An 8921-nucleotide genomic window follows, 5' to 3' on the forward strand; every position below is an offset into this window, starting at 1 on the left:
TCCGCCGCCGTCTGCGCCTCAAACGCGCGCTGCTGGACCTCGCACAGCAGCGCCACGGTCTTCTCGGCGACGACGCCGAGCAACTGCTCGCGGCGTTCGGCTGTGGGGGTCGGGTCCGACATGGAACGAAACAAGAACATAGAGCGCGGCAGATGTCAAGGTTTTTCGCGGGATCCTGTCTCAGCCCCTGCCCGACGACCTAGCCGAACCCCATGACGTCCGCGTCGGGCGTCTCGGCGAACAACCGCTCCACCTGATCGGCCCGCCGGTCGATCACCGCACGCCGGTTGATGGCGCCCTTGTCGGAGATTTCGTGGGCGTTGGCGCTGGGGGGCTCACGGAGCAGAAGGGCGCGTCGGACCCGCGCCGCCGCGCCGTGATGGCCCGCGTTGAAGTCCGCCAGCCGCCGGGCGATCTCGGCGGGGTCGGCGCCGGCCGTCGGCCAGAGCATGACGCCCAGATAGGGCCGTCCGTCATCGCAGAGCACCAGATCGAGAACCAGCGGCGACAGCGCCTCCAACAGGCCGTCGCGCAAAGATCCGCCATAAACCCAGGTCCCGCTCGACAGCTTGAATTCCTCCGCGGCCCGGCCGGCGAAGGCCAGGCCCTTCGTCGGATCCGCCGGATCGTGGAACACCGCCAGGTCGCCAGTGCGATAGAACCCCTCGTCGTCGAAGGCGGCGGCCGTCTTTTCCGGCTCGTCGAGATAGCCCCTGGTCACATTGGGGCCGCGGACGCGGATTTCGTAGCGGTCGCCAACCGGCGCCAGCTTCACCGTGACTCCCGGCGCCGGCAGGCCGATGCCGACCTTGTCGGTCTCGAAATGGATGACCATGAAGGCCGAGACCGTCTCGGTCATGCCGTAGCCGCTGGTCATCATGATCCGGCAGCCGGTTTCGGCGACAGCGGCGGCCTGCAGGCGATCATGCACCGGCTGTGACAGACCGGCGCCGCCGTAGAGCATCAGCCGCATCTTGCGGAAGAACGTCGCCCGCAGCAGCGGGTCGGTCTCCAGCGCCTGGGCCAGCAGCGTGTAGCCCAGCGGCACATTGTTGAAATAGCTGACCGAAATCTCGCGCAGATTGCGGATCGAAGTCTCGAACAGGCCGGGCGCCGGCTTGCCGTCATCGATGTAGAGCGTGCCGCCCTCCAGCAGGGTGGTGCGCAGCACGAAGGCGCCGGCGGCGTGGTGCCAGGGCAGCCAGTCGAGCATGACGTCGTGCCAGCCGGCGGCCTCGCCAATGGTCTGCTGGCACTGGGCGCTGTTGGCGGCGAGGTTGTCGAAGGTGATCGGCACCACCTTGGGCAGGCCGGTCAAGCCCGAGGTCAGCATCAGGGCGGCGCGATCCTGGGGGGTCAGGGCGGCGATCGACGCGGCGACCCGCGCGGTCGGGCGGGTGGCCAGCAGCACCGCATAGGCCACCGCCGGCTGGGACAGTCTGGACGGGTCGCTGGTGACGATCACGGCGGCGCCCAGATCCAGCGCCGCCAGCGCGCCGGCGGCCATGGCGGTGTCCTCGGCGAAGACCACCGCTGGCCTGACCTTGGCGATCACATGGGCCAGGCGGCCATAGTCGCCGCCCAGCGCGGCATAGGTGGTGCTGACCGGGCAGGCCGCGCGGCCGGCCGCCTGGGCGGCGAAGCTCATCACCGCGAAAGCCGGCGAGTTGCCCGCCAGGATCAGCACCGGGCCGGGCTGGGCCTGGTCCAGCAACCACTGGGTCGCTGCGTCCATCTCGCGCTTCAGCTGGGCGAAGGAGGTGAACGCCCACGCGCCGTCGGCGCCGCGCCGGGCCAGGGCCGTCTTGTCGCCCGAGATTTCCGCGCGGCGGGCGAACACGGCGGGGATATTGGCGTCGTAGGGTCGCAGAGGAACCCGCGAGGCGAGGAGAATCGTCCCGTCGGCGCGCCGCTCGATGTCGAGATCCACCGCCAGCAGGTGGGCTTCCCGGAAGGGCGCGGGCGCGGCCTGGACCCCCACGGTCTCGGCCACGGTCAGACGCCGACGACGAGACTGACCGTGGTGGTTGTCGAGCCCCCGATGTTAAGGGTCTGGACGGTCCTGGCGCCCTCGACCTGATAGTCGCCGGCCCGGCCGGTCACCTGTTTGAAGGCGTCGAGCGCCATGCGCACGCCGGTCGCGCCTACCGGATGGCCGCCGCCGATCAGGCCGCCGGAGGGATTGACCGGCAACCGCCCGCCGATCTCGATGGAGCCGTCCTCGATCGCCTTCCACGCCTCGCCGGGCGCGGTCAGGCCCAGGTGTTCGATGGCCATATATTCCGTGGTGGTGAAGCAGTCGTGGGTCTCCACCAGGTCAAGCTCGGAGACGTCGGCGATCCCGGCCCGGGCGCGGGCGTCGTCGATCGCTCGCTTCACCTGCGGGAAGACGTAGGCCTGGCCGGCGCTGGCGCGGACCTTGCGGTCATAGCTGATCGGAGCGGAGCGATGCCCCCAGCCCTTGATCCGGGGCAGGCTGTCCAGAGGTATGTCGCGCTTGGCGGCGTAGTCGGCGGCGGCCTTGTCGGAGGCCAGGAACACCACCGCGGCGCCGTCGGTCACCTGACCGCAGTCGTTCTTGCGGATCATCCCCTCGACCACCGGATTGGCTTCGTCGTCGGCGGTGAAGCTCCTGTCGTTGAAGGCCCACTGCCGCGTCTGGGCGTTGGGGTTCTTGCGGCCGTTGGCGAAGTTGATCTCGGCGATCCGCATCAGGTGCTCGTACTTCAGGCCGTAGCGGCGGTCATATTCCTCGCCAAGGTCGGAGAAGGCGCGCGGCCACAGGAAGGCGGCGTCCTGGAATTCATGGCCCGCCCAGGCCGCGGCGCCGAGGTTCTGGGCGGCCTGCTGGCCGGAGACATTGCGCATCATTTCCAGGCCCACCACGCAGGCGGTGTCATAGCGGCCGGCGTCGATCTCCGCCGTCGCCGCCAGGATCGCCACGCTGCCCGAGGCGCAGGCCGCCTCGTGCCGGGCGGTCGGCATGCCGTCGAAATCGGGATGCACCAGGCCGAAGAAGCCGCCCAGCAGCCCCTGGCCGGCGAACAGGTCGCCGACAAAATTGCCCACGTGGCCGGTGTCGATGTCCTTGGGCTCGAGGTCCACGCAAGCCAGGCCCTCGCCGACGACCTCAGCGAAGGCGTCGGCGAAATCCATCTGTTTGCGCGCCCAGTTCTGCGCGAAGTCGCTCTGCCAGCCGCCCAGGATATAGACCATGATGTCCTCGCTCGGCCGCCAGGGCCGCAAATGGGTAAGTCCGATTATACAAGCGAATGGGCCGCCGCCAAGGCCGCCAGGTCGCCGCGAAATGGCGTCGCCACGGGCCGCGTCATCACCCCGGGCGCGGCGGCGCAGACGACGGGGATCGCGTTGATCACGGCGCCGGCCACGGCCAGCTGTTCGGCCGAGGTCGCGGTGGCGTCGCCGGCGCGCTTTTCCAGGTCGACCGACAGGCGAACGCCCGGCTGGCCGGCGATGTGGATGCGCCACAGCGGCGGGTCGGGGTCGTCGAGGTGGGCGGTCTCCATGTACCAGTGGATCGACAGGTTGAGCTTCGGCGCGCCCGCGACGATGCCGCGCCAGCGCCAGTTCACGTGGCTGATGCCGCCGCGCGCGATGGTCCCCGCCGCGACGCTCAGATCCTCCGTGGCCGGAAACACCCGATGGTCGGTTTCCACCCGCTCCAGCGACAGGCCCAGGTGCTCGGCCATGGCCGACAGCACCTCGGCATACATGCCGTTGAGCGACGAGGCCGGCCCCCACGCCGGATCGTTGGCGTCCACGCCGGCCGGGTCGGCCCCGAAGCCCAGGATGGCGAACACATAGTCGGGGTGGCGCACCGACCGGCAATCGACGCTCTCGACCACCTCGATATGGTCGAGCTCGGCGCAGACCCCGCTGGCCACCACCGCCAGCTGTTCGGCGGCGAAGCCCGGGTTGAGGCCCGCGGCCATCAGCGTCGACCCCCCGGCCGCGCAGGCCGCCTCGATCGCCGCCAGGCGTGCGCCGCCCCAGTGCCGGGGCCGGCTGTAGCCATTGATGCTGATGACGTTCCTGCCGGCGGCCAGCAGCCGCAGGATCTCGTCGTCGTGCGAGCCGTAGGGTGGCGCCAGCCGGGCGCAATGGATCACCACATCGGCCTCGATCGCCAGGATCTGGTCGACATCGCGGGTGGCGATCACCCCGGTCGCCGGCCGGCGCGCGATGTCGCCGGCGTCCCGCCCCGCCTTGTCCTGGCCGTAGACATAGAGGCCGACCAGCTGCATCGCGGGATGGTCGATCACCGCCCGCAGGCAGGTCTTGCCCATGGCTCCGGTCGCCCACTGGATGACGCGATACATCGCCGGCGCCCCTAGGCCACCGGATCCGGAGCCCGCACGGCCTGCGCCTCGATCACCTCGAAGGTCACGTCGTGGGCCTCGACCGGCTGGCCGCAGTGCGAACAGGTGACCGCCGGGTCGAGATCGTGGCCGTCGGCCTTGTGCCGCAGCAGCAAGGGCGGTCCCTCGGGCGACAGGTAGTATCGATCGCCCCAGCGCAGCAGCATCAGCAGCACCGGATAGTAGTCGATGCCCTTGTCGGTCAGTCGGTATTCAGAGCGTCCGCCACTCAGCTCATGGGCGCGGATCACCCCCTGGGCGGTCAGCCACGAGAGGCGCTCGGACAGGATGTTGGTGGCCATGGCGGTGTCGCGGTGGATCTCATCGAACCGCCGCAGGCCGGTGAAGATCGAGCGCAGCACCAGGCCCGCCCAGCGATCGCCGGTGATCTGGGCGACCTCGACCATCAGGCTCGACGAGCCTTCGACGGCGTTGCGCTGCTGGCGGCGGCGGCTGTAGCGGGCGGCCATCCAGCCGACGCCGGGCCCCTCGGTCCAGTCCACATCGCGCGCATCGATCTCGTCGCCACAGCTCAGGCAGGTGGGAACGGGCTGGAACACCTGGCCGCAGGTGCGATGGCGCAGGCTGAGCCGCAGCCTGCCCTGCGGCGCGCTCCAGCGGCGCTCCCAGCGCAGCATCATCAGGGCCGGCCAGTAGAGATCGAGCCCCTTGCGGGTCATGCGATATTCAAACCGCGGCGGGGCCTCGCTGTAGAGCGCCTTCTTCAGAACGCCGGCCGCCACCAGCCGCTTGAGGCGGTCGCTCAGCAGGGTCTGCAGCAGGCCCGTGCGCGCGCGGAACTCGTCGAACCGCCGCGCGCCGATCCAGGACGCCTCGAGGATCAGCAGGACAGAGGTGTCGCCCACCACCTCCAGCGCCCGCCAGATCGAGCAGGTGCGGATGAATTTCGCAGGCGTCACGACGCGGCCACGCCGGCCAGCTCGCGCCGCAGCACCTTGCCCAGCGGATTGCGCGGCAGGGCGTCGACGATCCTGAGCTTTTCCGGCAGCTTGAAGGTGGCGATATCCTGGCCTTTCAGGTGCTCGGCCAGTTCCTCCAGCGTCAGGTCCTGGCCGGGCCGCAGCGCCACGACCGCGCAGACCCGCTCCCCCAGCCGCACGTCGGGATAGGCCGCGCAACCGGCCTCGCGCACCTTGGGGTGGCTTTCGATCAGCCCGTCCAGCTCGGCCGGCGAGATGTTCAGCCCGCCGCGGATGATGATTTCCTTGCGCCGGCCGACGAAGCGATAGAACCGCCCGCCCGCCTGCGGCGCGATCTCGAAGAGGTCGCCGGTGCGAAAGAACCCGTCGGCGTCGAAGGCCTGGCGGGTAAGCTCTGGCGCCTGGTAGTAACCGTCGAAGGTCATCGCGCCTGCGATCCGCAGTTCGCCCTCGACGCCCGGCGCGGTGATCACGGTCTCGGTCTCCGGATCGACCAGGCGGGTGCGGATCTTCGCCGGGAACTCAGCCGGCCAGTCCACGCCGTCGGCGCCGAACCGGGGGAAGAACCGCGCGCGCTGTTCGGGATCGGGGATCGCCGCGCCGGTGGAAAACAGCGAAGCGCCCTCGTTGGACCCGAACACGTTCATCACGGTCACCCCATGGCGCGTCTGCCAGCCTTCGACCATCCAGGGCGCCAGCGGCGCAGAGCCGGAGCCCAGGCACCGCAGCTTCGACAGGTCCGCGGCCGACAGCAGGGCCTCGTTCTGCAGCAGCATATTGAGCACCGCCGGCGGGGCGACGGTATAGGCCACGCCCTCGTCCTGCATCTGCGCCAGGAAGATCGGCAGGTCGAAGGGGTGGTGCTGGACGAGTCGCCCCTGACAGACCAGCCAGGGCATCACCATGCCTCCGATGGCGGCGATATTGATCAGCGGGAACGGGTTGAGGATTGTGTCGCCGGCGGTCAGGCCGGCGGCCTCGACCAGCGCTTCGCCATTGACCACCCAGTGGTCGTGATGGCGCGGCACCCCCTTGGGCGCGGCCTCGGTGCCGGAGGTCCAGCAGAGGGTCAGGGCCTCGGCGGCGTCCAGATCGGGCGGCGTGGCGTAGGGCAAGACCAGCGCCTCGGCCAACAGGCGGTCAAGCGCGTGGGCCCCAGCCGGCGCCTGGCTCCCCAGCACCAGCACCTGCGCGCCGGTGACGCCCTGGCCCTTGAGCTCCAGCAGCATGGCGGCATGGTCGCAGCCGTGGAAGGCGCCGACCGTCAGATAGAGCCGCGGCGCGACGATCCCCAGGATCTGGCGCAGTTCGTGGCCGCGATAGGCCATGGCCACCGGGCTGAGAATCGCCCCCATCCGGGCGCAGGCGAGAAAGGCCAGGACGCCCTCCACCAGATTGGGCAGCTGGGTCGCCACCACGTCCCCGCGCCCGACGCCCAGCGCCGCCAACGCCTGGGCCAGGGCGTCGACTTCCGCGTCGGCCTGCGCATAGGTCAGCCGGCGCGGCGCGGTCCCCACCAGGGCGGCGCGGTTGGGCGCATCGACCAGCGCCTCGTCGCCAGGCCGGGCGGCGACGGCCGCGCGGAACAGGGCGTCGACCGTCTGGCCCCGCCACCAGCCCCGGCGGCGATAGTCGGCGACACGCTCAGGCGGGCTGGGATGCAACCTCGGGTCTCCAGCTCGGGCGGGCAATCCGAAGGGGATGGCCGGCCCGGCGCGGGTCCGAACTCGCACAGTGAGTATCGTATTGCAAGTTATCCGGCGCTCGCCTCGCCACCGGCGGCGTTACGGAGTAGCTCTGTCGGGCAAACCCTTCGGAGGCCGCGAGCTTGGGACTGACACCGCCAATCCTGCACGGCCGGCGCCCGCGGAACGGCCCCGGCTCATGAGCACGCCACGCCTGAGCGCGATCGCCCTTGGCCTGCTGGCCTTCTGCATTTCGGCGGAAACCGTGCAGCAGATCAGCTTCAAATCCGCCGCCAACAGCGACGGTGAATCCTCCGGGTCAGCCCTGCGGTTTCTCCGCCAGCCGCTGGTCTGGCTCGGCGCGGGCATCTGGGTGGTGGAAAGCATCGCCTGGGTGCAGGTCCTGCAGCGCACGCCGCTCAGCCTGGCCTTTCCGATCATGACCCTGTCCTACGCCGCGGTGCCCCTGGCCGGCGTGCTGTTGCTGGGTGAGCGGCTGTCGGCCCGCCAGGTCCTCGGCGCCGGCCTGATCTTCCTGGGCGTCGTCTGCGTCGGCCTGTCCGGCGCGTGACCAGCGCCAAGCGATTGTCGGCCAGGCCGCTCCTGTGGGTGGCCATGCCGCTGCTGGGGCTGGCCAACCAGTATCTGGCGGTGCGCACCGCGCATGCGCTGATGGGGCAGCCGTTCGGACCGGGCTGGTTCGCCCTGGCCGCGCACACGCCGTGGGTCGCCGCGTGGATCGGGCTGGAGATCGTGACGCTGGCCACCTGGCTGACCGTGCTGGCGCAGCTGTCGCTCAGCGCCGCCTTCCCGATAACCGCGCTCGGCTACGTCTTGGTGGTCGGCATGGGCTGGACTCTTCTGGGCGAGCCGGTCAGCCTGCTGGAGGTCTTTGGCGGCGCCGCGATCCTGATCGGGGGATGGCTGGTCGGCCATGAGCCCGTTCCCCGATGAGGCGCAGCGTGAGCCTGACCCCGTCCCGATCCCCGGCCCTTTTCCGCTACAGCGCCTGGGACGCCGTCCCCGCGGCGCTGGTGTTTCTGCACCTGGGCCTCTTGCTGGCGTTCTTCATCGCCTGGCCGGCGCTGGGCTGGCCGGCGCGGCTGGCCGGCGCGGCGCTCTATGCCTTCGCCATCGGCTGGAACCAGGATTCGGTCGCGCACAACTTCATCCACAACCCGTTCTTTGTGTCCAAGGCGATGAACCGGGTCGTCGAGTTGGCCCTGACGCTGGCCAACGGCACGCCGCAGACCATGTATCGCTTCGTCCACATGCGCCATCACGCGGGCAACTCCGACCGGCCGGACGCAAAGGGCCAGACGCTGGACCCGATCTCGATCTACCGGCACGGCAAGGACGGCCAGGCCGAGGCCGCCCTGCCCTATGTGCTGCTGGGCTTCTGGCGCGACGACGGCCCGTTCGCCGTGGCCCGCCAGATCCGCGCCAAGCGCCCCGACGAGGCCCGCCGCGCCTTGCAGGAGTTCTGGCTGCTGGTGGTCGTCTATGCCGGCGCGGCGCTGATCCGCTGGGAGTTCGTCGCCGTGCTGGCGCCGTTCTATTACCTCGGCCAGAGCCTGTCGTTCCTGATCGCCTATTACGAGCACTACGGCGCCCAGCCCGGCGTGCCCATCGCCACCGGCGTCTCGACCTATGCGCCGGTCTACAACCTCGTCTTCCTCAACAACGGCTACCACGCCGAACACCACCACCGGCCCAAGCACCACTGGACCGGCATGAAGGGCCTGCGCGCCGAAACCCTGGCCGAGCAACGCGCCGCCGGGGTGCGGGTGATCGGCCCGGCGCACTTCCTGGGGTTTCTGGAGCGTGGGGTGGGCAGGCGCGCGACGCACGTATGAGAAGGTTAGAATTGAATTACGGTGACAGTTGAAATTACGGTGACAGTTGCAACAACCCCT

General features: G+C 70.0%; 8 protein-coding genes. 3 read left to right on the top strand and 5 right to left on the bottom strand.

Annotated elements, in window-relative coordinates:
* Positions 1–199: 199 nt before the first annotated feature.
* The 5 genes from RMN86_RS17425 to RMN86_RS17445 are packed head-to-tail and all read right to left on the bottom strand — an operon-like array spanning position 200 to position 6984.
* A complete protein-coding gene (locus tag RMN86_RS17425; protein ID WP_309607128.1) occupies positions 200–1993 on the bottom strand; it encodes an AMP-binding protein in 1794 nt (597 codons plus the stop codon).
* 2 nt (positions 1994–1995) lie between these two features.
* Complete coding sequence (locus RMN86_RS17430) at positions 1996–3216, bottom strand: acetyl-CoA acetyltransferase (RefSeq protein ID WP_309607129.1); 1221 nt, start codon at positions 3214–3216, stop codon at positions 1996–1998.
* 44 nt (positions 3217–3260) lie between these two features.
* Positions 3261–4340, bottom strand: coding sequence for a hypothetical protein (locus RMN86_RS17435; RefSeq protein WP_309607130.1), 1080 nt, complete (start codon positions 4338–4340; stop codon positions 3261–3263).
* A gap of 11 nt (positions 4341–4351) precedes the next feature.
* Positions 4352–5299: a helix-turn-helix domain-containing protein gene (locus RMN86_RS17440; protein WP_309607131.1), complete on the bottom strand. Its 948-nt coding sequence runs from the start codon at positions 5297–5299 to the stop codon at positions 4352–4354.
* Positions 5296–6984: a class I adenylate-forming enzyme family protein gene (locus RMN86_RS17445; protein ID WP_309607132.1), complete on the bottom strand. Its 1689-nt coding sequence runs from the start codon at positions 6982–6984 to the stop codon at positions 5296–5298. Before RMN86_RS17445 ends, RMN86_RS17440 begins: the two co-directional genes overlap by 4 nt.
* A gap of 220 nt (positions 6985–7204) precedes the next feature.
* Here RMN86_RS17445 and RMN86_RS17450 point away from each other — a divergent pair, with 220 nt between their 5' ends.
* From RMN86_RS17450 to RMN86_RS17460, 3 genes are read left to right on the top strand one after another with little or no spacing between them, the layout of a single operon-like run.
* Positions 7205–7576, top strand: coding sequence for an EamA family transporter (locus RMN86_RS17450; protein ID WP_309607133.1), 372 nt, complete (start codon positions 7205–7207; stop codon positions 7574–7576).
* Positions 7573–7959 carry a hypothetical protein gene (locus RMN86_RS17455; protein WP_309607134.1) on the top strand — a complete coding sequence of 129 codons (387 nt, stop codon included), beginning with the start codon at positions 7573–7575 and terminating at the stop codon, positions 7957–7959. Before RMN86_RS17450 ends, RMN86_RS17455 begins: the two co-directional genes overlap by 4 nt.
* Positions 7960–7967: 8 nt before the next feature.
* A complete protein-coding gene (locus RMN86_RS17460; protein ID WP_309607135.1) occupies positions 7968–8861 on the top strand; it encodes a fatty acid desaturase in 894 nt (297 codons plus the stop codon).
* The last annotated feature ends 60 nt before the right edge of the window (positions 8862–8921 follow it).

Source organism: Phenylobacterium sp. (genome assembly GCF_031360265.1).
GTDB lineage: Bacteria > Pseudomonadota > Alphaproteobacteria > Caulobacterales > Caulobacteraceae > Phenylobacterium.